20 protein-coding genes are annotated in these 23,158 nt (G+C 67.9%); 9 read left to right on the forward strand and 11 right to left on the reverse strand.

What is annotated here, in order from left to right; all coding sequences use genetic code 11:
- Nucleotides 1-41: 41 nt before the first annotated feature.
- On the forward strand, nucleotides 42-2,777 hold the full coding sequence (locus ACPEH1_RS07390; protein ID WP_423715548.1) for a TonB-dependent receptor plug domain-containing protein: 2,736 nt from the start codon (nucleotides 42-44) through the stop codon (nucleotides 2,775-2,777).
- 122 nt (nucleotides 2,778-2,899) lie between these two features.
- Nucleotides 2,900-3,229, forward strand: coding sequence for a YegP family protein (locus tag ACPEH1_RS07395; protein ID WP_423715550.1), 330 nt, complete (start codon nucleotides 2,900-2,902; stop codon nucleotides 3,227-3,229).
- Between the two features lie 42 nt (nucleotides 3,230-3,271).
- On the opposite strand, the gene ACPEH1_RS07400 is transcribed toward ACPEH1_RS07395, so the two are convergent.
- The 7 genes from ACPEH1_RS07400 to murJ all read right to left on the reverse strand — a co-directional run bounded on the left by ACPEH1_RS07400 (nucleotide 3,272) and on the right by murJ (nucleotide 12,886).
- Nucleotides 3,272-3,946 carry a lysoplasmalogenase gene (locus ACPEH1_RS07400; RefSeq protein ID WP_423715552.1) on the reverse strand — a complete coding sequence of 225 codons (675 nt, stop codon included), beginning with the start codon at nucleotides 3,944-3,946 and terminating at the stop codon, nucleotides 3,272-3,274.
- Nucleotides 3,943-5,826 carry a M61 family metallopeptidase gene (locus ACPEH1_RS07405; RefSeq protein ID WP_423715553.1) on the reverse strand — a complete coding sequence of 628 codons (1,884 nt, stop codon included), beginning with the start codon at nucleotides 5,824-5,826 and terminating at the stop codon, nucleotides 3,943-3,945. The genes ACPEH1_RS07400 and ACPEH1_RS07405 overlap by 4 nt, the downstream gene beginning before the upstream one ends.
- 94 nt (nucleotides 5,827-5,920) lie before the next feature.
- Nucleotides 5,921-6,871 (reverse strand): 4-hydroxy-3-methylbut-2-enyl diphosphate reductase, encoded by a 951-nt coding sequence (ispH, locus tag ACPEH1_RS07410; protein WP_017354917.1) that lies wholly within the window; start codon nucleotides 6,869-6,871, stop codon nucleotides 5,921-5,923.
- 53 nt (nucleotides 6,872-6,924) lie between these two features.
- The gene (gene lspA, locus ACPEH1_RS07415; RefSeq protein ID WP_017354918.1) at nucleotides 6,925-7,431 is read right to left on the reverse strand and encodes a signal peptidase II; all 507 of its coding nucleotides are present in this window, start codon (nucleotides 7,429-7,431) and stop codon (nucleotides 6,925-6,927) included.
- The gene (ileS, locus tag ACPEH1_RS07420) at nucleotides 7,431-10,262 is read right to left on the reverse strand and encodes an isoleucine--tRNA ligase (protein WP_287255368.1); all 2,832 of its coding nucleotides are present in this window, start codon (nucleotides 10,260-10,262) and stop codon (nucleotides 7,431-7,433) included. Before ileS ends, lspA begins: the two co-directional genes overlap by 1 nt.
- Nucleotides 10,259-11,206 (reverse strand): bifunctional riboflavin kinase/FAD synthetase, encoded by a 948-nt coding sequence (locus ACPEH1_RS07425; RefSeq protein WP_423715554.1) that lies wholly within the window; start codon nucleotides 11,204-11,206, stop codon nucleotides 10,259-10,261. The genes ileS and ACPEH1_RS07425 overlap by 4 nt, the downstream gene beginning before the upstream one ends.
- Before the next feature lie 75 nt (nucleotides 11,207-11,281).
- Nucleotides 11,282-12,886 carry a murein biosynthesis integral membrane protein MurJ gene (gene murJ / locus ACPEH1_RS07430; RefSeq protein ID WP_423715590.1) on the reverse strand — a complete coding sequence of 535 codons (1,605 nt, stop codon included), beginning with the start codon at nucleotides 12,884-12,886 and terminating at the stop codon, nucleotides 11,282-11,284.
- A gap of 116 nt (nucleotides 12,887-13,002) precedes the next feature.
- Here murJ and rpsT point away from each other — a divergent pair, with 116 nt between their 5' ends.
- Nucleotides 13,003-13,272: a 30S ribosomal protein S20 gene (gene rpsT, locus ACPEH1_RS07435; RefSeq protein ID WP_017354922.1), complete on the forward strand. Its 270-nt coding sequence runs from the start codon at nucleotides 13,003-13,005 to the stop codon at nucleotides 13,270-13,272.
- 199 nt (nucleotides 13,273-13,471) lie between these two features.
- Here the strand turns inward: rpsT and obgE are convergent, their stop codons facing one another.
- From obgE to rplU, 3 genes are all read right to left on the reverse strand, one after another.
- Nucleotides 13,472-14,524 carry a GTPase ObgE gene (gene obgE, locus ACPEH1_RS07440; RefSeq protein ID WP_017354923.1) on the reverse strand — a complete coding sequence of 351 codons (1,053 nt, stop codon included), beginning with the start codon at nucleotides 14,522-14,524 and terminating at the stop codon, nucleotides 13,472-13,474.
- A 195-nt stretch (nucleotides 14,525-14,719) separates the two neighbouring features.
- Nucleotides 14,720-14,980, reverse strand: coding sequence for a 50S ribosomal protein L27 (gene rpmA, locus ACPEH1_RS07445; protein WP_017354924.1), 261 nt, complete (start codon nucleotides 14,978-14,980; stop codon nucleotides 14,720-14,722).
- 15 nt (nucleotides 14,981-14,995) lie between these two features.
- Entirely contained in the window at nucleotides 14,996-15,313 is a 318-nt protein-coding gene (gene rplU / locus ACPEH1_RS07450; RefSeq protein ID WP_017354925.1) for a 50S ribosomal protein L21, read from the reverse strand.
- 293 nt (nucleotides 15,314-15,606) lie between these two features.
- Between rplU and uvrA the strand changes: the two genes are divergently transcribed.
- Together uvrA and ACPEH1_RS07460 are read left to right on the forward strand one after the other, a co-directional pair.
- A complete protein-coding gene (uvrA, locus tag ACPEH1_RS07455) occupies nucleotides 15,607-18,597 on the forward strand; it encodes an excinuclease ABC subunit UvrA (RefSeq protein ID WP_017354926.1) in 2,991 nt (996 codons plus the stop codon).
- Nucleotides 18,597-19,001, forward strand: a complete 405-nt coding sequence (locus tag ACPEH1_RS07460) for an acyl-CoA thioesterase (protein ID WP_017354927.1) — start codon at nucleotides 18,597-18,599, stop codon at nucleotides 18,999-19,001. The genes uvrA and ACPEH1_RS07460 overlap by 1 nt, the downstream gene beginning before the upstream one ends.
- Nucleotides 19,002-19,063: 62 nt before the next feature.
- Here the strand turns inward: ACPEH1_RS07460 and ACPEH1_RS07465 are convergent, their stop codons facing one another.
- Nucleotides 19,064-19,507 carry a copper chaperone PCu(A)C gene (locus ACPEH1_RS07465; protein ID WP_017354928.1) on the reverse strand — a complete coding sequence of 148 codons (444 nt, stop codon included), beginning with the start codon at nucleotides 19,505-19,507 and terminating at the stop codon, nucleotides 19,064-19,066.
- 34 nt (nucleotides 19,508-19,541) lie between these two features.
- Here ACPEH1_RS07465 and ACPEH1_RS07470 point away from each other — a divergent pair, with 34 nt between their 5' ends.
- From ACPEH1_RS07470 to ACPEH1_RS07485, 4 genes are all read left to right on the forward strand, one after another.
- Nucleotides 19,542-20,321 (forward strand): enoyl-CoA hydratase/isomerase family protein, encoded by a 780-nt coding sequence (locus ACPEH1_RS07470; RefSeq protein ID WP_017354929.1) that lies wholly within the window; start codon nucleotides 19,542-19,544, stop codon nucleotides 20,319-20,321.
- A gap of 83 nt (nucleotides 20,322-20,404) precedes the next feature.
- A complete protein-coding gene (gene tesB, locus ACPEH1_RS07475) occupies nucleotides 20,405-21,313 on the forward strand; it encodes an acyl-CoA thioesterase II (protein WP_026070594.1) in 909 nt (302 codons plus the stop codon).
- A 6-nt stretch (nucleotides 21,314-21,319) separates the two neighbouring features.
- Entirely contained in the window at nucleotides 21,320-21,826 is a 507-nt protein-coding gene (locus tag ACPEH1_RS07480; protein WP_017354931.1) for a putative signal transducing protein, read from the forward strand.
- 68 nt (nucleotides 21,827-21,894) lie between these two features.
- Nucleotides 21,895-23,112 (forward strand): RNA polymerase sigma factor, encoded by a 1,218-nt coding sequence (locus ACPEH1_RS07485; RefSeq protein WP_026070595.1) that lies wholly within the window; start codon nucleotides 21,895-21,897, stop codon nucleotides 23,110-23,112.
- Nucleotides 23,113-23,158: the final 46 nt, after the last annotated feature.

The raw sequence follows: 23,158 nt of genomic DNA on the forward strand, positions 1-23,158 counted from the left end.
GGCAACGACGGTGGCGGTGGCTGCGATGGCGCGTGTTCGTCGTGGCGATGTCGTGCGCGCTGTCGTGGACACTGATCCCACCGGTGGGCGCGCGCGAACGCGCCGATGTCGGCTACCACATTCCGCGCGGCCCGCTCGCGCCGGCCCTGCAGCAGTGGGCGCGGCAGAGCCAGCGGGTGCTGCTGTTCGATGCCGCCGAGCTGGCCGGCCTGACCACCCCCGGGCTGGACGCCACGCTGGAGGACGATGCGGCGTTGGCCCGCCTGGTCACCGGGTTGCCGGTCCACGTGCTGCAGACGACCCCGGGCGTGTTCGTGGTGCGCCGCGTTGCCGTCGCACCGGCACCGGTGCCCGCGCGACGGCGCCCTGCCCCAGCCCCGTCACCGGTGCTGGGTGCGCAGGTCGAGATGGCGCCGGTGCATGTCACCGGCAGCCGCTTGCCGCGCAGTTCGGTGCAGGCCTCGCTGCCGGTGGTGGTGATCGAGCGCGATGAGATGCTGCGCAGCGGCTACGGCTCGCTGTTCGATCTGCTGCGGCACCTGCCCGGCATGAACGGCCATCCGCCGCTGGCAACCTCGCGCGGGGGCGATTCGCTGTACCTGCCGGTGGGCGCGGCGGCGACCACCAGCCTGGATGGAATGGGGCCGCGTGCGACGCTGTTCCTGGTCAACGGCCGACGTCTGCCGCGCTACCCGATGGTGTCACTGGAACAGGGCGCGCTGACCGACCTGGGCGGCATCCCGCTGAGCTTCGTCGAGCGCATCGAACTGGTGCGCGGCGGGGCGTCGGCCATCTACGGCGCCGACGCGATGTCCGGGGTGGTCAACATCATCCTGCGCGAGCAGGCCGACGGTCCCGAAGCGATGCTGCAGTCGGGCGTGAGCAGCCGTGGCGATGGCGACCAGCAGCGCGTGCAGCTGGCCACCGGCGCCACCCGCGCCAACGGCGACCGCTGGTTTGCCGGCATTGATCTGCAGCGGGTACAGCCGTTGGCCGGCGACAGCCGCGCGTGGCATGTGGAACAGGAGCGCTACCCGATCGGCCTGTTGACCGACAGCGGCCTGTACCTGCCGGCAACGCGCTGTGCGGCGCCCTTGCAGCGCGATGCGGACGGCTGCTGGTTCGACAGTTCGCGTGGCCGCTCGCTGCAGCCGGCGGCCACCACCGTGGCCGCGTACGGACGCTATCGGCATGCATTCGGCGACGGCCACTACGCGTTTGCCGAAGTGCGCGGCAGCGAGGACCGGCAGCGCTTCGAACTCGGGCCGACCGCGGCCGCGCTGCGCATCGGCGAAGGACTGCTGTTCAACTATGTGTTCCAGGAAGGCGGCAGCGTGCGCCCGCGTGTGGAGGCCACCACGGCCGACGTCACCGTGGGCGTGGGCCGCGACCAGGCGGGCCGCAACTGGGACGCCGGGATCAGTCGCCAGCACAGCGCCGTGTCGCTCCACACGGCCGGCACGGTGCGCACCCAGCGCCTGTATGAGGCGGCCCAGCAGGGCTTCCTGCCCGGCTTCAACGCGCTGACCGCGCCGCTGGCCGAGCATCTGTTCCCGGCCATCCGCAACCGCGGCCGCACCGACCAGTGGCAGGCGTGGGCGGGACTTCAGCGCGATCTGGCGCAATGGCCCGGCGGCCCGGTGCAACTGGCCACCGGCCTGGACCTGCGCCACGAGGCCTGGAGCGCGCACCCGGACGCGTTGATCGGCGACGGCGAGCTGGCACTGGGACTGCCGGTGGAGCACCGGCGACTGTCGCGCCTGTCCAACGCCGCCTACGCCGAACTGGGCCTGCCATTCACCGATACCCTGCGCCTGGACGTGGCGGCCCGGCTGGACCGCGATGGCGATGACACCGCGTTCTCGCCGCGTGCCGGGCTGCGCTGGACGCCGTCCGAGCAGTGGTCGCTGCTGTGGTCCAGTGGCCGTGGCTACCGCGCGCCCAGCCTGTTCGAGCGCCGGCGCCCGCCCGGCTACTTCGGCCAGGTGGTGCTGCCCACCTCCAACGCCCTGCCCCGGTGTGCGATCACCGCCGCGCAGGGCTGCGTGGTGGACGTGGGCGTGGTGGAGAACAGCGCCCTCGATGCGGAAACCACACGCAGCCATTCGCTGGGGGTGGTGTGGTCGCCACGCGAGGACCTGTCGCTGTCGCTGACCGGCAATGTGGTCGACCTGCGCAACGAGATCCTGGACCTGCACCCGGCCGATGCGTTCTGGAACCGCGCCACCTGGGTGCTGGATGACGCCGGCCGGCTGCAGGCGCTGCGGCTGTCGTTCGACAACATCGGCCGCACGGTGTCGCGCAACTGGGTGTTGCGCGGCGACTACCGGTTCGGCCGGTCGGCCGAGGGGCCGTGGCGGGTATCGCTGGATGCGCTGCGCCAGCAGACGCTGCGCCGCCACCGCGCGCACGGCGAGACGGTCGACCTGCGCGGACATGCCACGCCCACGCTGTCGGCGGTGCTTACCACGCAGTGGCAGAGCGACCGCTGGGACCTCGCGCTGCGCGCCAATTACGTGGGCCGCACCCGCGCGTGGCTGCCGGGTGACGCCTGCCCGGCCACGCAGCGCGAGCAGGGCCGTTGCCACAACCCCGACCAGCTGCGCTGGAACCTGCACGTGGGCCGCCAGCTGGGGCCGCGCGTGCTGCTGGCGCTGGATGTGCACAACCTGTGGGACGCGCCGCCGGTCAACTACCTGAGCGGCAACGGCGGGCTGGCGCCGGGGCTGGATGATCCGCTGGGCCGCTACTTCATGATGACGCTGCAGGTGCGCTGAGCGCTGTAACGGACTTTCCCTACCCGCTGCTGAGGCATTCCCTGATTGAATGCGCGAGCCTGTCGTAAAAGGCTCATGCCTTACGTCCGGGGTACCGACCGATCAACCAGGGGATATCCGCTATGGCAGCACGCTATGACCTGAAACGCTCAGGGGATCAGTTCCACTTCACGCTGAAGGCCGGCAACGGCGAAACGCTGCTGTCCAGCGAGCGCTACACCAGCAGACAGAACGCACTGAACGGGATCGAATCGGTGCGCGAGAATGCGCCGCTGGACACGCGTTACACGCGCAGGAACGCCAACAACGGGGCGCCGATGTTCAACCTGAAGGCGGCCAACAGCCAGATCATCGGCACCAGCGAAACGTATTCGTCGGTGACCGCGCGCGAGGCCGGCATCCAGTTGGTGAAGATGAGCGCGCCCGGTGCGACGGTGAACGATCTCACCTGAGCGGGACGGCCCGTCGCCGACGGGCCACCTCATGCGGTGCCGCTAGGCCGAACGCGGCACCGAGCGCGCGATGCAGTACTGCGCGGCGTAGTACGTGGCCAGGATGCACAGCGCCGCGAGCGGCAGGCCGCCGCCGAAGCGGTCCCAGGCCAGGACCGAATCGCTGACCACGAACAGCGCGGCGCCCCACGCCGCCCAGCGTGCGCTGCGCCCCTCCTCACCGGCGGGGCGTGGCCACGCTCCGGCCCGCGCGAGCGCCAGCGTCGCCATCAGCGCCAGCACGGCCACATACACCCCCACCGGCACACGCAGATCGGCAGGCAGCAGCGGCCACAGGCCGTTGAGGTTGGCGCCGGCGAACAGCGCCAGCAGACCCGCGGCGGCCCACAGGCTGCGTCCGCTGCGCCACCCGGCGCGGAAGGCGACGATGTAGCACACGTGCGCCAGCAGGAACGCGAGCAGCCCCGGGACGAACGCATCCACCGGCAGCATCAACGCGATGTCGCCGATGCAGGACAGCAGCATGCCGGCCAGCACCGCCCGGCGATAGCCACTGCCGGCCAGCGGTGTCGCACGCCAGACGATGGACGCGATCAGCAGCGTGGTCAGCGGCTTGGCCAGCCAGTGCAGCCAACGTGCATCGCCCTCCAGTCCGGCGCCGATGATCGCCGCGACCGCCGCGATCAGGATCAGCACATCGCGCAGGCGCGGGCTCATCGCGGCTTCCACAGCTCGGCAAGGCGGTCGGGCCTGCCGCCAATGCGCTCCAGCGACGGATACTTCAGGCCATCGTGGTAGTCCAGCACAACGCTGTCGATGCGGTCCACGCGCTTGACCAGCAACGTGAGCGGCGCCTTGCCGGTGCGTGCGGCGGTGATCGCATCCTTGAGCGCCTGGCCGTTGAACACGCGGCCATCCAGGCCCAGCACGGTCATGCCCGGGGCCAGGCCCGCGTTGAACGCGGGGCTGTCCCACAGCACGTCGCTGATGTAGCCGGCGTCGCTGATCGACACGCCGATCGAGTACAGCAGGTTGTTGGTCCTGGCCCGGGATTCCTGCGCCTTGAATGCGTCGTTGGGCGTGTCGGTGTAGACCAGCCTCCAGCCGGCCGCCTCCAGCCCGCCGGTGAGCGGGCCGTGGCCATCCAGACGCTCGCGCAGGAAGGTGGCCCAGTCGAAGGGCGCCACGCCGTTCAAGGTGGTCACCACGTCATCGAAGGTGTACGGATGGACGTTCCAGTCGCCGTCGTTCATGCCGAAGAACGCCTTGGCGAAATCATCCAGTCCGCGTCGGTTGCCGGTAAGCGCGCGCAGCTTGCCCTCCACGTCCAGCCACATCATCTGGCCGCCGGAGTAGTAATCCTCGCTCAACTGGTAGTTGCGGAAGGCCAGTGCGCGGCGCTGGGCGATGGTGGGATCGTTGGTGGTGTCCTGCAGGGTGCGCCAGCCCAGCCCGGGGCGGCCGCGATCGTAGGTGGCGGCGACATTGGCCAGCACGTCGCGGGTCTGCTGCACGCTCCACAGCCCCGAGCGCGCGGCCAGTACCTGGCCCCAGAACTGGGTCTGTCCTTCGTAGAGCCAGAGCAGGCTGTCGCCCATCGGCACGTTGAAGTTCGGCGTGGTCAGGTCCGCGCCACGGCGGTACTTGCCGTTCCAGGAGTGGTTGAACTCGTGCGGCAGCAGGTCGCGTCCCAGCCAGGTCTTGTCCCACTCGGTGAAGTAACCCGGTTCGCCGCTGTTCTCGCTGGAGCGCTGATGCTCCAGGCCGATGCCGCCGAGCTTGTCGGTGAGCGCGAGGAGGAACTCGTAACGGTCGAAATGACGCGCGCCGTAGAGCTTGTACATCTGCTGCACCAGCGCGCGGTGCGCCTGCAGCTGCTCGGGCTTGGCGACCAGCGATGTGGCCTGGTCGGCAAACACGTTCAGGTGCACCGGCACCTTGGCGCCGGGGTCAAGGTCGAAGCGCTGGAAGTGGCGGCCGGCGAACAGCGGCGAATCGACCAGGTGGTCGTAGCTGATCGGCTTGAACACCACCGTGTCGCCGTCGCGGCGCTCGGTGTCCAACGCGGTGGCGTAAAACCAGCCCGGCGGCAGCGTGACCGTGGCCTGGGCCTGGATGTTGCGGGTGACCACGCCGGCCGGATACAGCGAGTTGGCATTCCACTGCAGGTTGAGCATGTCCGGGGTCATCACCACCCTGCCCTGGGTCCCCCCCTGCGAGGACAGGAACTTGAACTCGGCGACCACCTCGGTGGCGCCCTGCGGCACGTCCACGCGGAAGGCATACACATCGTAGGGGTCGCGCGTCCACGCAAGCGGCGTGCCGTTGGCGGTGACCACCAGGCCAGCGAGCTTGTCGATCGGACCGCTCGGCGAATGGCTGCCGGGCAGCCACTGCGGATACAGCAGGGTCAGCGGACCCGGCCTGGCCGGCACGGTGGCCTTGACCTTGAAGATGCGCCGGCCGATGTCACGTGCGTCCACGTCGATGCGCAGCAGGCCGGGGAAGGCAACGTCCTGCGGCGGCGGCGTCTGCGCATGTACGCCCGAAGCGGACAGGACCAGCAGCACGGAGAGGACGGCGGCACGCAGTTTCATCAGGCTCGGCTTCCAGCATACGAAAGACCCGATGCTAGACCTGCACGTCAGCGAACCACATGGCCAAAGGTCATGCCCCTGGCCGCCGCACCGATCAGGAGATCAGGCGCAGCCGCAGCTCCTTCGGCAGCGCGAACACCATCGACTCGGGCTCGCCATCGAGCTCGCCAATACTGCTGGCGCCCAGTGCCTTGAGCCGCTCGATCACGCCATCGACCAGCACCTGGGGCGCCGATGCGCCGGCGGTGAGACCGATGTGCTGCTTGCCGACAACCCACGCCGGGTCGATCTCCTCGGCGCCGTCGATCAGGTAGGACTCCACGCCCTCGCGCCGGGCCAGCTCGCTGAGCCGGTTGGAGTTGGAGCTGTTGGGCGAGCCCACCACCAGCACCAGGTCGCAGCGCTTGGCCAGGTCGCGGACGGCGTCCTGGCGGTTCTGGGTGGCGTAGCAGATGTCGTCATTCTTCGGCCCCTGCATCGCCGGGAAACGGGCGCGCAGTGCGTCGATGATGCTGCGGGTGTCATCCACCGACAGGGTGGTCTGGGTGGTGTAGGCGAAGTTCTCCGGCTGATCCAGCACCAGCGTATCCACGTCCTGGACGTCTTCGACCAGGTAGATCCGACCGTTGCCGCGTTCGCGGTCCCACTGCCCCATCGTGCCTTCCACTTCCGGGTGGCCGGCATGGCCGATCAGCACCACGTCGCGGCCGGCGCGGCAGTGCCGCGCCACTTCCAGGTGCACCTTGGTGACCAGCGGGCAGGTTGCGTCGAACACCTTCAGGCCGCGACGGTCCGCTTCCAGGCGCACGGCCTGGGACACCCCGTGGGCACTGAAGATCACCGTATTGTTGTCCGGCACTTCGTCGAGTTCCTCGACGAAGATGGCGCCGCGGCTTTTGAGGTCGTCGACCACGAAACGGTTGTGCACGACCTCATGGCGCACGTAGATCGGCGCCCCCAGGGTCTCGATCGCGCGCTTGACGATCTCGATCGCACGATCGACACCGGCACAGAACCCACGCGGATTGGCAAGCAACACATCCATCGGTCAGATACTCCGGCCGGCGCGAGCCGGTTATTGCTGAATACAGGGAGGGATTATCCCGCTTTTTTGCTGGCCTTGCCTTCGAACAGCCCGAACACGGCAATGCCCACGGCACCGGCCACGATCGCCGCATCGGCGATGTTGAACGACGGCCAGGCATAACTGCCGATGTACCACTGGATGAAGTCCACCACGTGCCCGTGTACCTGGCGGTCGATGACGTTGCCGATGGCACCGCCGATGACCAGGGCGAAGGGCAGCGCCCGACGCCAGTTGGCGCGGGGGGTTTCCCACAGCCACTTGGCCATCAGGGCGCTGATGGCAACAGCCAGCGCGGTGAAGAACCACAGCTGCCAGCCACCGGCATCGCTCAGGAAACTGAACGCCGCACCGGTGTTGTAGGTGCGGTACCAGTTCCAGACGCCGTCGATGACCGGCACCGGCTGGAACTCGGGCAGGCTGGACAGCACCCAGGCCTTGCTCCACTGGTCCAGGCCGATGACCACCACCGACAGCAGCAGCCACACCAGGGCATTGGGACGCGGACGGGCGGCGCTCATCAGAACCACCGCCGGTCTTCGCCGGCACCGTCGATGTTGGTCGCGCAGCGACCGCACAGCTCGGGATGGGCGGCCACACTGCCGACATCGGCACGGTAGTGCCAACAACGCACGCACTTCTGCTTGGTGGTCGGCTGGGCGCTGACGAACACCTCGTCAGTGGTTGCCGGACGCACCTGCACATCGCCACTGATCAGCAGGAAGCGCAGTTCCTCGGCCAGCGGCTGCCAGCGCGCGGCGGTTTCCGCATCGGCGGCCACGGTGATCTCCGCTTCCAGCGCGGCACCGATCGCGCCATTGGCGCGCATCGGCTCCAGCACCTTGGCGACCTGCTCGCGCAGGGCCAGCAGCTGATCGAAATCGGCGGCGCCCAGCGCGGCATCGGCCGGCAGCGGAGCCAGGCCTTCGTACCAGGTGGCGAACAGGACGTTGTCCTTGCGCTCGCCCGGCAGGTAGCCCCACAGCTCGTCGGCGGTGAAGCTCAGGATCGGCGCGATCCAGCGCGTGAACGCTTCGGCGATGTGATACATCGCGCTCTGCGCCGAACGGCGGCCGCGCGAGTCGGTCGGCATCGTGTACAGGCGATCCTTGGTCACATCCAGGTACAACGAGCCCAGGTCCACGCTGCAGAAGTTCAGCAGCAGCTGCACGATCTCGGCCATGTTGTAGCTGGTGTAGGCGGCCTTGATCTTCTCCTGCACCTCGAAGGCGCGATGCACGATCCAGCGGTCCAGCGCGACCATGTCGGCCGGGGCCACCAGGTGCTGCGCCGGGTCGAAGCCGTCCAGGTTGCCGAGCAGGAAGCGCGCGGTGTTGCGCAGGCGCCGGTAGGCATCGGCGTTGCGCTTGAGGATTTCCTGCGACAGCGACATTTCATTGCTGTAGTCGGCCGAGGCGATCCACAGGCGCAGGATGTCCGCGCCCAGGGTCTTCATGATGTCCTGCGGCTCGATGCCGTTGCCCAGCGACTTGGACATCTTGCGGCCGTGCTCGTCCACGGTGAAGCCGTGGGTGAGGCACTGCTTGTACGGGGCATGCCTGTCGATCGCCACGCCGGTGAGCAGCGAGGACTGGAACCAGCCGCGGTGCTGGTCCGAGCCTTCCAGGTACAGGTCGGCCGGCTTGCCGAAGCCGCGCGCCAGCAGCACGCCTTCATGGGTGACGCCGGAGTCGAACCACACATCCAGGATGTCGGTGACCTTCTCGTAGTGCGGCGCGTCCTCGCCCAGCAGCTCGGCGCTGTCCAGCGAGTACCACACGTCGATGCCCTCGACCTGCACGCGGTCGGCGACCTGCTGCATCAGTTCGACGGTGCGCGGATGCGGCTCGCCGGTTTCACGGTGGGTGAACAGCGCGATCGGCACGCCCCAGGTGCGCTGACGGCTGATGCACCAGTCCGGACGGCCATCGACCATGCTGCCGATGCGCGCCTTGCCCCAGCTCGGGAACCAGCCCACGTTGTCGATGGCGGCCATCGCGTCGCGACGCAGGTTGGCCTTGTCCATCGAGATGAACCACTGCGGGGTGGCGCGGAACACCACCGGCGTCTTGTGGCGCCAGCAGTGCGGGTAGCTGTGCTGGATCTCGACGAAGGCCAGCAGCGCGCCGCTGTCGCGCAGCACGTCCACGATCAGCGGCTGTGCCTTCCACAGGTGCACGCCCGCCAGCACCACATCGCCGGCCGGCGGCGTGGAGGGCAGGTACACGCCGCGACCGTCGACCGGATTGATCTGGCCGGCGTTGTACGCGTCCATCAGCCCGTACTGCTGGCTGACCACGAAGTCTTCCTGGCCGTGGCCCGGGGCGGTATGCACCGCGCCGGTACCGTCTTCGTCGGAGACGTGCGCGCCGTTGAGCAGCGGGATGTCGCGCTGGGGGTAGAACGGATGGGCCAGCAGCAGGTTTTCCAGCGCGGCACCGGCGGCGTGGCCGTGCGCCACCACCTCCTGCACGCCGTAGCGGCGCAGCGCGCGCTCGGCGAGGGCGGCGGCGATCACCAGCCAGCGGCGCTTGCCGGCATGCGCCGGGCCTTCGACCAGCGCGTACTGGATATCGGCACCCAGCGACACCGCCAGCGAAGCCGGCAGCGTCCACGGCGTGGTCGTCCAGATCGGCACGGCCACCTCGACATCGGCCGGCAGGCTGACGCCGAAGCGTGTGGCCAGCTGCGCCGGGTCGCGCGCCACGTAGGCGACGTCGATCGCCGGCGAGGTCTTGTCCTGGTACTCGATCTCGGCCTCGGCCAGCGCCGAGCCGCAGTCGAAGCACCAGTGCACCGGCTTGGCGCCGCGCACGATGTGGCCGTTGGCGAATACCTTGGACAGCGCGCGGATCTCGTTGGCCTCGAAGTCGAAACTCAGCGTCTTGTACGGGTTGTCCCAGTCGCCGATCACGCCCAGGCGCTTGAAGTCGCGGCGCTGCAGTTCGATCTGCTCTTCGGCGAACTCGCGGCACTTCTGGCGGAACTGTACGGCGTCGAGCTTGGTGCCGACCTTGCCCCACTTCTTCTCGACCGCGATCTCGATCGGCAGGCCGTGGCAGTCCCAGCCCGGCACGTAGGGCGCATCGAAGCCGGCCAGGTAGCGCGACTTGACGATGATGTCCTTGAGGATCTTGTTGACCGCATGGCCCAGGTGGATCTGGCCATTGGCATAGGGCGGGCCGTCGTGCAGCACGAACAGCGGGCGACCCTGCGCGTTCTCGCGCAGGCGGGCGTACAGGCCCTCGTCTTCCCAGCGCGACAGAATGCCCGGCTCGCGCTTGGGCAGGTCGCCGCGCATCGGGAATTCGGTTGCCGGCAGATGAAGGGTGGCTTTGTAGTCCTGGCTCACGCAGTGGCTCGCAATCTGTGTTCGGAAAGGATGTGGCGCGCCTGTTCGGCGTCACGGTGCATCTGGTCGGTCAGCGCCGCCAGGTCATGGAACTTTTCTTCATCGCGCAGCTTGGCCACGAACTCCACTTCGATGTGGCGCCCGTAGAGGTCGCCCTGGAAGTCGAACAGGTGCGCTTCCAGCAGCGGCTCCACCCCGTCCACCGTGGGCCGGGTTCCGAAGCTGGACACCGAGGCCCACGGCTGGTCGAACACGCCATGCACCCAGGTGGCATAGATGCCCGACAGCGCCGGCGTCTTCGGGAAGCGCAGGTTGGCAGTCGGGAAACCGAGAGTACGGCCCAACTGGCGGCCGCGCACCACCCGGCCACCGATCGCATAGGGGCGGCCCAGCAGGTCGGCGGCGTGGCTGAAATCGCCGGCACGCAGCAGCTGGCGGATGCGGGTGCTGGAAATGCGCTCGCCGCGCAGGTCCACCGGTTCGATCTCGCCGGCACTGAAGCCACGGTCGGCACCCATCGCCTGCAGCAGGGCCAGGTCGCCCCTGCGCCGGTTGCCGAAGCAGAACTCCGGTCCGATCCAGACCTCGCGCGCGCTCAGCCGTTGCACCAGCAGCTGCTCCACGAACGCCTCGGCCGGCATCGCGGCCATGCGCGCATCGAAGCGCAGCAGGCCTATCCCGTCCACGCCCAGTTCGCGCAGCATCGCCACCTTGTCGCGGGCCAGGGTCAGCCGCAGCGGCGGCTCGCCCTGGGCGAAGTACTCGCGCGGCAACGGCTCGAACGCAACCGCCACGGCGGCCACGCCCATCGCGCGCGCACGCGCTACCGCGTGGCGCACCAGCGCACGATGGCCCAGGTGCAGGCCGTCGAATGCACCGATGCAGACCACGCTTCCGTGCGGGAACAACGGCCCGCCCTCAACGCTTCTAAACAGCCTGCTCATCAACTTGGAATGCGGCCCACCGGGGCCGATGCTTTGCAAGGGATAGCCATGAAGTATAGCCGGGTGCCCGCCGGATCAATGCTCGCGCAGGTGACGCGGGCGGAAGCCCATCGCCACCAGGGCCAGCAGATAGGTCAGACCACCGCCGCCGACCAGCGCGGCCAGGTTGCCGATGCGGTGCCACTTGTCCATCCCGGTGAAGTCGGACATCAGCTGCAGCAGGCCCAGCAGCACCGCCACCATCGCCGCGCAGGCCAGGCCCAGCTTCGTCACATAGCCCACCCAGCCCGGCCGCGGCTGGTACACCCGGGTCTTGCCCAGCCAGTACCAGAGCAGGCCAAGGTTCAGGTAACTGGACAGAGCGCTGGCGATGCCCAGGGCCAGGTGCAGGCCGGGCTGCTTGCCCAGCGCCACCCAGACCCCCTGCGCCTTCAGCGCCTCCGGCACCATTACCTGGTACAGCACCGCCAGCAGCGCGAAATTGAAGACCATGTTGGCCACCAGGGCGACCAGGCCGGCACGCACCGGGGTGCTCGTGTCCTGCCGGGCGTAGAACGCCGGCAGCACCACTTTGAGCAGGGCGAACGCCGGCAGGGCCAGGCTCAGTCCGTACACCGACAATGCGGTCATCCGGGTGTCGAACGGGGTGAACTGGCCGTGCTGGAACAGCGTGGCGATCAGCGGTTCGGCCAGCAGCAGCAGGCCAAGCATGGCCGGCACCGCGATCAGCAGCGTGGTGCGCAGGCCCCAGTCCAGGGCATTGGAGAAGCCTACCTTGTCGGTACTGACGTGATGGCGGGCCAGCGCGGGCAGGATCACCGTGCCCAGCGCCACCCCGAACACGCCCAGCGGCAGTTCCAGGAAGCGGTCGGCCAGCGACAGCCAGGACTGCGAACCGTCGGTGAGCTTGGCCGCGATCACGGTGTCCAGCAGCAGGTTGATCTGGGCCACGGAGGAGCCGAACAGGGTCGGCACCATCAGGGTCAGCACCTTGCGCACGCCGGGATGGGTCCAGCCCCAGCGCGGCAGCGTGAGCAGGTTGATGCCCTTCAGCGAAGGCAACTGGAACAGCAGCTGCAGCAGACCCGCCGCCAGCACGGCCCACCCCAGGGCCAGGATCTGCTTTTCGGGGGTGCCACCCAGCTGCGGCGCCAGCCACAGCGCGCCGGCGATCATGCACAGGTTGAGGATGACCGGGGTCAGCGCCGGCATCGCGAAGCGCTGGAAGCTGTTCAGCGCCCCGCCGGCCAGGGCCGTCAGCGAGACGAACAGCAGGAACGGGAAGGTCAGCCGGAACAGGTCCACCAGCAGCCCGTGCTTGGCCGGATCGGTCTCGACGCCGCTGGAGAACAGTGTGGCCAGCTGCGGGGCGAAGATCAGCGCCAGCGCAGTCACCAGCAGCAGCACCCCGCCCAGGGTACCGGCCACCCGCGACATCAGCTCGCGCAGCTCGGCATGCGGACGGGTTTCCTTCACCTCCGTGAACACCGGCACCAAGGCGGTGGCGAACGAGCCCTCCGCGAACAGCCGGCGCAGGAAATTGGGCACCCGGAAGGCGACCCAGAAGGCGTCGGTCACCGCATTGGTGCCGAACGTGGTGGTCACGGCCAGGTCGCGTACCAACCCCAGTACGCGCGAAATCATGGTCATGCTGCTGAACGACAGCAGGCCCCGCAACATCTTCGGTGAACTCACCCGTGTTCCCTCTTGACAATTGACTTGACGTACATTTTTCGAGCCATCATACTTTCCAGCTTGCTGTTCCCATTACACCGATTTTTCAGGAAACCACCACTGTGGCCAATATCAAGTCCGCCAAGAAGCGCGCCAAGCAGACCGTCGTGCGCAACGCGCGCAATACGGCTCAGCGTTCGATGCTGCGCACCGCTGTCAAGAAGGTGATCAAGGCTCTGGATGCCAATGACGCCGCCGGCGCCGAGGCAGCCTTTGCCGTCGCCCAGCCGATCCTCGACCGTTTCAGCTCGCGTGGTCTGATCCACAAGAACAAGGCCGCTCGCCACAAGAGCCGCCTGACCGCGCGCATCAAGGCCCTCAAGGCCGCCTGATACGGCGAAGTGACTGCCGGAAGCCCTGCTTTCGGCGGTACAGAAAAGCCCGGCCCTGGCCGGGTTTTTTGTTGGGCGGCATCCACGTGCGGCGTGCGCGCCGCGGACCGCACAGCGCCCGGCAGTGCGGCGCGGGATACCGGCGGCACCACAGAAAAACCCGGCCGAAGCCGGGTTGTTCAGGGGCGCGCGGATGCGCTCAGTACGCATCGCGCGCTTGCGCCTCGTCTTCCTTCTGGCGGTCGAAGAAGGCCATGATGTTGGTCATGATCGGCCAGGTGCCTTCACGACCCAGTGCCGAGACCAGGTACCACGGCTGGGTCCAGCCCAGCTCGGCGATGATCTTCTCGGCGGCGGCCTTGGCCTCGTCCTCGAACATCAGGTCGGCCTTGTTGAGCACCAGCCAGCGCGGCTTCTGCAGCAGCTCCGGATCGTGCTTCTCCAGCTCACGCTCGATCGCGCGCACCTGCTCGATCGGCGACACGCCCTCCACGCCGCCTTCCATCGGGGAGATGTCCACGAGGTGCAGCAGCAGGCGGGTGCGCTGCAGGTGGCGCAGGAACTGCGCACCCAGGCCAGCGCCATCGGCCGCCCCTTCGATCAGGCCGGGAATGTCGGCGATCACGAAGCTGCGGTAATTCTCGACCCGGACCACGCCCAGATTCGGATACAGGGTCGTGAACGGATAGTCCGCCACCTTCGGGGTCGCCGCGGACACCGCACGGATCAGGGTGCTCTTGCCGGCGTTCGGGAAGCCGAGCAGGCCAACGTCGGCCAGCAGCTTCAGCTCCAGCTTGAGCAGACGCTCCTCGCCCTCCTCGCCCGGCAGCGCCTGGCGCGGCGAACGGTTGGTGGAGCTCTTGAAGTGCATGTTGCCCAGGCCGCCCTTGCCCCCCTTGGCCACCAGCAGGCGATCGCCATGCCCGGTCAGATCGCCGATCACTTCGTCGGTGCTGACGTTGATGACCACGGTGCCGACCGGCACGGTGATGACCAGGTCTTCGCCGCCCTTGCCGTAGGCCTGGCGGCCCATCCCGTTCTCGCCGCGCTGCGCCTTGAAGATGCGCTCGTGGCGGAAGTCCACCAGGGTGTTGAGGTTTTCGTCGGCGCGGATCCACACGCTGCCGCCGTTGCCGCCATCACCGCCGTCCGGGCCGCCCAGCGGAATGAACTTCTCGCGACGGAAACCGACGCAGCCGTTGCCGCCATTGCCGGCGGTGACCTGGATTTCTGCTTCGTCTACAAGTTTCATGATTCTGGATGCCAACTGGAGGCGGCGGGCAGCGGATGCGCCCGACCGCAGAGTCTAACGTCCCCGGTACGATCCAGGGACGGCGGCGGGAAGGATCCCGCCCGGTATGCGTTCAACAAAAACAAAAACCCCGCCGAAGCGGGGCTTTCGTCAGCGGCCCCACGCCGAGGCGTGGGCGCCTGCGTGTCGCGAAGATCAGGCTTCGGCGACGACGCTGACGGTACGACGCTTCTTCGGGCCCTTCACCGAGAACTCCACCTTGCCGTCGATCAGCGCGAACAGGGTGTGGTCACGGCCCAGGCCAACGCCGGAACCCGGGTGGAACTGGGTGCCGCGCTGACGCACGATGATGTTGCCGGCATCGATGGCCTGGCCACCGAAGATCTTGACGCCGAGGTACTTCGGGTTGGAGTCGCGACCGTTGCGCGATGAGCCTACGCCCTTTTTATGTGCCATGACTGCTTCTCCTTATTACTTGCTGCCACCGGCGATGCCGGTGATCTCGATTTCGGTGTAGTACTGACGGTGACCCTGGCGCTTCATGTGGTGCTTACGGCGACGGAACTTGATGATCCGGACCTTGTCGGCACGACCCTGGGACACGACCTTGGCGGTGACCGAAGCGCCGCTCAGTGCGTCGCCCAGCTTGATGCCATCGCTGTCGCCCAGCATCAGGATGTTGTCGAACTTGATCTCGTTGCCAACGTCGACATCGAGCTTTTCAACGCGGAGCGTTTCGCCCTGCGCCACGCGGTATTGCTTACCGCCGGTTACCAGTACTGCGTACATGACCAGACTTCCTCTGTAGTTATTGTGGTCTATGGACTGCCGCCATCGAGGGCGGACAGAAGCGGAATTTTAATGACTCACCCCGGCCCGGGTCAACCCACCCCCGGGTCTGGGGCGCAATCGCCTGAACCCCGTTCAGGTTGAGGCCCGACCGGTCTCAGGGAATGAGACACGGGGCTGGCAATGTCGCCGATTGCCCCCAAATCCCAAGCTCGGTAGGCTGACCGATTGCCGTCTCCGCTTGCCCCACCCGCTTGCCGACCCCCGGGTCGAAGCCCCACAACGGATCCCCCATGGCGATGGATTTCATCCGCATCCGCGGCGCGCGGACGCACAATCTCAAGAACATCGATCTCGACCTGCCCCGCGACAAGCTCATCGTCATCACCGGCCTGTCCGGCTCGGGCAAGTCCTCGCTGGCGTTCGACACGATCTACGCCGAAGGCCAACGCCGCTACGTGGAGTCGCTGTCGGCCTATGCCCGGCAGTTCCTGAGCGTGATGGAGAAGCCGGACCTGGACCACATCGAGGGTCTGTCCCCGGCGATCTCGATCGAGCAGAAGTCGACGTCACACAACCCGCGTTCGACCGTCGGCACGATCACCGAGATCTACGACTACCTGCGTCTGCTGTACGCCCGTGTCGGCAGCCCGCGCTGCCCCGACCACGGCTACCCGCTGGAAGCGCAGACGGTCAGCCAGATGGTCGATCACGTTCTGACCCTGGACCAGGAACAGCGCTACATGCTGCTGGCCCCGGTGATCCGCGAACGCAAGGGCGAGCATGCCCAGGTGTTCGACCAGCTGCGCGCGCAGGGGTTCGTGCGCGTGCGCGTGGACGGCGTGCTGCATGAAATCGATGCGGTGCCGCCGCTGGCGCTGCGCCAGAAGCACACCATCGAAGCGGTGATCGACCGCTTCCGCCCGCGCGAGGACATCAAGCAGCGCCTGGCCGAGAGCTTTGAAACCGCGCTCAAGCTCGGCGACGGCATGGTCTCGGTGCAGTCGCTGGATGTCGAAGACGCGCCGGCCCATCTGTTCTCGTCCAAGTACAGCTGCCCGGTGTGCGATTACTCGCTGCCGGAGCTGGAACCGCGCCTGTTTTCGTTCAACTCGCCGGTGGGCGCCTGCCCCGGCTGCGACGGCCTGGGCATGGCCGAGTTCTTCGATCCCTCGCGCGTGGTGGTGCACCCGGAGCTGTCGCTGTCGGCCGGCGCCGTGCGCGGCTGGGACCGCCGCAATGCCTATTACTTCCAGCTGATCGCCTCGCTGGCCAAGCACTACAGGTTCGACGTGGACGCGCCGTGGCAGAGCCTGCCCGACGATGTGCGCCAGGCCGTGCTGTACGGCAGCGGCGAGGAGACCATCACCTTCACCTACTTCACCGAGGCCGGCGGGCGCACCCAGCGCAAGCACCGCTTCGAGGGCATCATTCCCAATCTCGAGCGCCGCTACAAGGAAACCGAATCGGCGGCGGTGCGCGAGGAACTGGCCAAGTACATCAGCGAACGCGACTGCCCCGAGTGCCACGGCGCGCGCCTGAACAAGGCCGCCCGCCATGTGTTCGTGGCCGACCGTGCGCTGCCGGAACTGGTGGTGCTGCCGATCGACGAGGCGCTGAAGTTCTTCAGCGGCATGAGCCTGCCGGGCTGGCGTGGCGAGATCGCCGGCAAGATCGTCAAGGAGATCGGCGAGCGGCTGGGCTTCCTGGTCGATGTGGGCCTGGATTACCTCACCCTGGAGCGCAAGGCCGACACTCTGTCCGGTGGCGAAGCCCAGCGCATCCGGCTGGCCAGCCAGATCGGTGCGGGCCTGGTCGGCGTGATGTACGTGCTCGACGAGCCGTCCATCGGCCTGCACCAGCGCGACAACGAACGCCTGCTCGGCACCCTCACCCGCCTGCGCGACCTGGGCAACACGGTGATCGTGGTCGAGCATGACGAAGACGCCATCCGCCTGGCCGATTACGTGCTGGACATCGGCCCGGGCGCGGGCGTGCACGGCGGCGAGATCGTCGGTCAGGGCACGCTGCAGGACATCCTGGATGCACCGCGCTCGCTCACCGGCCAGTACCTGTCGGGCAAGCGCGCCATCGAGATTCCGGCGCGCCGGCACAAGCCCAACCCGAAGATGACGCTGCACCTGCGCGGTGCCAGCGGCAACAATCTCAAGGGCGTGGACCTGGACATTCCGTCGGGTCTGCTGACCTGCATTACCGGCGTGTCCGGCTCGGGCAAGTCGACGCTGATCAACGACACCCTGTTCTCGCTGGCCGCCAACGAGATCAACGGTGCCTCACACCCGATCGCGCCGTACAAGGAGGTCGACGGGCTGGACCTGTTCGACAAGGTGGTGGACATCGACCAGTCGCCGATCGGCCGCACGCCGCGCTCGAACCCGGCCACCTACACCGGTCTGTTCACCCCGCTGCGCGAGCTGTACGCGCAGGTGCCCGAAGCGCGTGCGCGCGGCTATTCGCCGGGGCGCTTCAGCTTCAACGTCCGCGGCGGCCGCTGCGAAGCCTGCCAGGGCGATGGCCTGATCAAGGTGGAAATGCACTTCCTGCCGGACGTGTACGTGCCCTGCGATGTGTGCCACGGCAAACGCTACAACCGCGAAACGCTGGAGATCCTGTACAAGGGCTACAACATCAACGACGTGCTGCAGATGACCGTCGAAGATGCGCTGAAGCTGTTCGAGCCGGTGCCGTCCATCGCACGCAAGCTGGAAACGCTGGTCGATGTGGGCCTGAGCTACATCAAGCTGGGCCAGAGCGCGACCACCCTCTCCGGCGGTGAAGCGCAGCGCGTGAAACTGTCCAAGGAACTGTCGCGGCGCGATACCGGCCGCACCCTGTACATCCTCGACGAGCCGACTACCGGCCTGCACTTCCACGACATCGAAGCGCTGCTCGGCGTGCTGCACAAGCTGCGCGACGAGGGCAACACGGTGGTGGTGATCGAGCACAACCTGGATGTGATCAAGACCGCCGACTGGATCGTCGATCTGGGTCCGGAGGGCGGCCACCGCGGTGGCACCATCCTGGTCACCGGCACGCCGGAAGACGTGGCCGCGCACCCGGCTTCGTACACCGGCCAGTTCCTGGCCAAGATGCTGCCCTCGATCACTGCGCGCCCGGAGCGCCCGGCCGCCGTGGCCAACAAGCCTGACGCCCGCCCTCCCCGCAAGGTCAAGCCGGAAAAGCCGGCCAGGAAGGCAGCCGCTGCCAAGAGTACCGGCAAGGCCAGCAAGACTGGCACCACCCGCAAGAAGAAGGACGCCTGATGAGCACCGACCACACCATTCTTGCCCGCGTACCGATCAGCGTGCGCTGGCGCGACATGGACAGCATGGGCCACGTCAACAACGCCAAGTACATCTCCTATCTGGAGGAGGCGCGCGTGCGCTGGATGCTGGGCGTGGACGGCGTATCGATGACCGACCGCATCGCCCCCGTGGTGGCGGCCACCAACGTCAATTACCGCCTGCCGATCGTGTGGCCCAACGACATTGTGGTGGAACTGTTCGTGGAGCGGCTGGGCAACAGCAGCATCACCATCGGACATCGCATCGTGGACCAGCAGGACGACACCCGCCTGTATTCGGATGGCAACGTGGTGGTGGTGTGGATGGACACTCAGACCGGCAAAAGCGCGCCCCTGCCGGATGCGATCCGCAACGCCTCGTAGCGCCGGGTTCCACCCGGCTGCGGTTGATCCGCCTATCCGGCCCCCATCAGTGCCGCGCGTTGTCAGGGCGTCGCTCTGCGCACCTGCAGGGTGGCGTCCACCTTGCGGCCGTCTTCCAGGCTCAGCCGCAGCGGGACCTGCCCGCCTTCCTTCAGGGCGATGGCAGGCTGCATCAGCATCAGGTGCAGGCCACCGGGTTTCAGGTCCACCGTGGCGCCCGGTGCGATCGGCATCCGCTCGACCTCGCGCATCCGGCTGACGCCATTGACCAGGGTGGTTTCATGCAGCGACACATCGCCGAATGCCCGGCTGCCCGCGCCGACCACCACCACGGCGTTCGGGCAGTCATTGCGGATCCGCCCGTAGCCGGCCGCCATCGGCATCGCGCCCGGCGGCAGGCGCACCCAGCCCTCACGCACGGTCACGCACGCAGGTTCGGCCGCCGCGGCCGATGCTGCGAACGCACACAGGCCCAACAATACGCACACGAATGGTTTGGTTATCATCGCCTCAGTTCCCTGTCCGCAACGAGATCGCAGCATGACGACGCTTATCGAGGTGATCAACCACGGCCCCATCCGCGAGCTGCGGCTGGCACGCCCGCCGGTGAACGCACTGGACACCGAGCTGTGCCGTCACCTGATCCATGCGGTCAACCAGGCCATGACCGACGATGTGCACGGCATCGTGCTGTCCGGCAGCGAGCGCATCTTCAGCGCCGGCATGGATGTGCCGCACCTGCTCGGCCACGGTGAGGACAGGCACAAGCTGCTGGACAGCTGGCAGGCGTTCTTCGGCGCGGTGCGCACCCTGGCCGAATGCCGCGTACCGGTGGTGGCGGCACTGACCGGGCATGCGCCGGCCGGCGGTTGCGTGCTGGCCCTGTGCTGCGACTACCGGGTGCTGGCGCGCAGCGCGGACCCGGCCCAGCCGACGGTGATCGGACTGAACGAGGTGCAGGTCGGCCTGGTGGCGCCGGAAGGCATCCAGCGCCTGATGCGTCGCGTGGTGGGCCATCACCGCGCCACCCAGTTGCTGATCGGCGGGGAGATGGTGCCGGCCGAGCGCGCGCTGGCCATCGGCCTGGTGGACGAACTGGCCGACGCGCCGCAGGTGGTGCCGCGCGCGGTGGCCTGGCTGCAGCGCCTGCTGAAGCTGCCGCGCCAGCCGATGCTGCTCACCCGCGCCATCGCACGCACCGATCTGCATGAAGCGCTGCATCCTGACCTGATCCAGCTGGACCGCTTCGTGGAGGCCTGGTACGCCCCGGACGCCCAGCAGGCACTCCAGACCCTGGTCGCCCGGCTGGGCAAGGCCTGACCAGCACGCGGGGGCCGTCATGCCGGCCAGCGGCCGGCGCTGCCCTATAATTCGGGTTCGCCCCCCTCTGCTGGTTGCCTCCCTTGTCCGACACGCACGAACCCGTCGTTTCCGAGCTGATCGACCTGCTCACGCTCGAACGCCTGGAAGACAACCTGTTCCGCGGCCAGAGCCGCGACATCGGCACAAAGTATGTGTTCGGTGGGCAGGTGCTGGGCCAGGCGCTGTCGGCCGCTCAGGCCACGGTGGACAACGGCCGCCACGTGCATTCACTGCACGCCTATTTCCTGCGTGCCGGCAACATCGACCACCCCATCGTCTACGACGTGGACCGCACCCGCGATGGCGGCAGCTTCTCGGTGCGCCGGGTCACCGCGATCCAGCACGGCAAGGTCATTTTCTTCTGCGCGGCCTCGTTCCAGCAGGCCGAGAGCGGTGCCGAGCATCAGCACAAGATGCCGGAAGTGCCGCAACCTGAAGACATCGAACCCAACCGCCCGCTGCCGCCGGAGGTGCTCGAACGCCTGCCGATCAAGGTCCAGCGCTGGCTGTCGCGCGGCGGCCCGTTCGAGTTCCGCCACGTGTACCCGCGCGACGAACTCAACCCGCCCAAGCGGCCGCCCTACCACCAGGTGTGGCTGCGGTTGAACGAAACCGTGGGCGATGCCCCCGAGCTGCATCAGGCCCTGCTGGCCTATGCCTCGGACTTCCACCTGCTCGGTACGGCCACGTTCCCGCACGGCATCAGCTATTACCAGCCACACGTGCAGATGGCCTCGCTTGACCACGCCATCTGGTTCCACCGCCCGTTCCGCGCCGACGACTGGCTGCTGTATTCGCTGGACAGCCCCAGCGCGCAGGATTCGCGCGGCCTGGCCCGTGGCCAGTTCTTCACCCGCGACGGTGTACTGGTCGCCAGCACCGCGCAGGAAGGGCTGATCCGCGTGGTCACCGACAGTGCCGCGGCCGCCGCCGTCCCGGCCAAGGACTAATTCGATATGCGTCAGATTTTCAGCAGCCAGCGCGTGGAAACCGTGGAAGGCGTGGCCCAGCTGCTGCGCGATGCGGGCATCGACGTGCGCATCACCAACGGGCGCTCGTACCACAGCAAGCGCGGCAGCCAGTTCAGCTACCTGGACACCAGCAAGGCGTCCACCCACCCGACCCTGTGGGTGGTGCATGCCGACGATCAGCCGCGCGCGCGTGAGATCCTGCGCGACGCACGCCTGCTGGAAACCACCCGGCGCGACCACCCCACCGCCGAGTTCGCCTTCCGCGACCAGGTAGGCGAGGTGGCGCCGCGCCGCAACTGGGCCTGGCGCATTCGCATCGGCCTGCTGCTGGTCATCGCAGCAGTGGCGATGGTGGTGATGATGCGCCACCGTGGCGCGCCCACGGCGGAGCCCGTGCAGACCCGGCAGGCGCCACCGCAGGCACCGGCCACCCAACCGGCACAGGAAGAGGAAGACGTCCGCGTGCGGATCACGCCGGCACAGCAACCGTAAGCCGCGTCCGGCGGTCACATTCCCTGCCCTGCCCCGTCATGATGTCACTATCCCCAGGGACCGATGCCATGACGCCACACCCGTTGACCGCCACACTGGAGCGCGAACTGCCCGCCGCTGCGGGCGGCTGTCAGCAGTCCTACGGCCGTATCGTGCTGGCCTGCCAGAACACGGTGACCGCGATCGCCCTGGCGATCACCCGCGACGTGCAAGCCAGCGAGGACATCGCGCAGGAGGCCTTCATCAAGGCCTGGCAGCAGCTCAACCAGCTGCACAGCCACGCCAGCTTCCTGCCGTGGCTGCGCCAGATCACCCGCAACCTGGCCCGCGACTGGCTGCGCGCCAACCGCGGCCGGCCACTGTCGGGCGAGGCGGCCGAGATGGCGATCAGCATGGCCGCCGATCCCCGTCCCAGCGCGCCGGAGTACCTGCAACGGGTGGAAGAAGAAGTGGCCGCCGAGGAAATCATTTCAGCGCTGCCCGAAGACAGCCGCGAAACGCTGCTGCTGTATTACCGCGAGGGCCAGCGTTCCCAGCAGGTGGCCGACCTGCTCGGGTTGAGCGATGCCGCCGTGCGCAAACGGCTGTCGCGGGCGCGGGCCACGGTACGCGAGGAGATGCTGCGCCGCTTCGGCGACTTTGCCCGCAGTTCGGCGCCCAGCGCGGCGTTCGCCACCACGGTGGTGTCGATGGCGCTGGTCGCTGCGCCCGGCACGGCCAGTGCGGCGATCCTGATCGGCACCGGCATCGGTACCGGCAAGCTCGGGTTGGGGGGTGCCAGCCTGTCCGGCGGCGCGGCGATGGGCTCGCTGGGCGCCGCCGCCAGCCAGAGCCACCTGTTTGGCAGTGGCTTCGACTGGGGCGCGGCGGTGGGCGGCATGGTGGGCGGCGTGGTCGGCAGCTACCTCGGCGGGCGCTACCTGATGCGCTATGCGGAAACCGATGCCGAGCGCGCGGCCGTGCGCGGGTTCGTGCACTACAGCACCTTCACCGCCATGCTGATGTGCATGGCGGTTTTCGTTCTGACCGCGCTGCAGGCCACGTGGTATTGGCCGCTGATCGCGCTGGTGATCGGGCTGGCCGTCGTCAACTACCAGTGCCTGGTGCCGCTGCAGCGGATCATGGCGCCGATGATCGCCCGCGATGCCGCCCGCCACGGACGCAGCGGGCCAACGTGGACCTACCAGTGGATGTACGGCGGCAAGGCGATGATGGCGGTGAACCTGCTGATGCTCGTGGTGATCGCCGGGGTGATCGCCCGGGGCGTCCGGCTGGGGCATGCCTGAGGCCGGACAGCACACCGCCGGTCGATGACCGGCGGTGTGGGGTGCC

This window comes from Stenotrophomonas sp. NPDC077421 (assembly GCF_049545505.1).
GTDB lineage: Bacteria > Pseudomonadota > Gammaproteobacteria > Xanthomonadales > Xanthomonadaceae > Stenotrophomonas > Stenotrophomonas nematodicola.